1 pseudogene is annotated in these 435 nt (G+C 64.6%); it reads right to left on the bottom strand.

Annotated features, from left to right (window positions below):
- Nucleotides 1–155 precede the first annotated feature (155 nt).
- Nucleotides 156–435, bottom strand: a pseudogene (locus HUO12_RS14450) (carbonic anhydrase family protein); the annotation flags it as partial.

The raw sequence follows: 435 nt of genomic DNA, 5'->3' as shown, positions 1-435 counted from the left end.
TCGTATTGGCGGCCATTGATGCGCTCTTCGCCCGGGCGGTGGAAATGGAACTGCACCAGCTCGTCGCGGTGCCCCATCACCGTGATGCCATTGCCTGGCTCCACATTGACCTGCACGGTGTGGCCGTTGTCGATCACGCGGAAGTTGGATGGGCGCTAGTCGAACTGGATCGGGTCGAGTTGAACCGGGATGCCATCGCGGATGTCGATGGGGCTTTGACGCTTGCCCACCATGCACTGCTGGAACTCAGGCTTGAGGCGGCCCCAGCTGTCAGGACCGGTGTCACCGCTGTAGGCCCAGTGGACATCGTGGCCCATGGCGTTGGCCAGGCGTGCGTCGGCCTGCGCGGACTTGGCCGATGCCAGGCCATGGGCCTCGCCATCGACACCGGGCGGCAGCAAGGCGCCTTGTGCATCGTTCATGGCCAAGGTCGTG

This window comes from Altererythrobacter lutimaris (assembly GCF_013371495.1).
Taxonomy (GTDB): Bacteria; Pseudomonadota; Alphaproteobacteria; order Sphingomonadales; family Sphingomonadaceae; genus Erythrobacter; species Erythrobacter lutimaris_A.
Note: the sequence above shows the minus strand (reverse complement) of the source record. Positions and strands in the feature narration are given on the sequence as shown.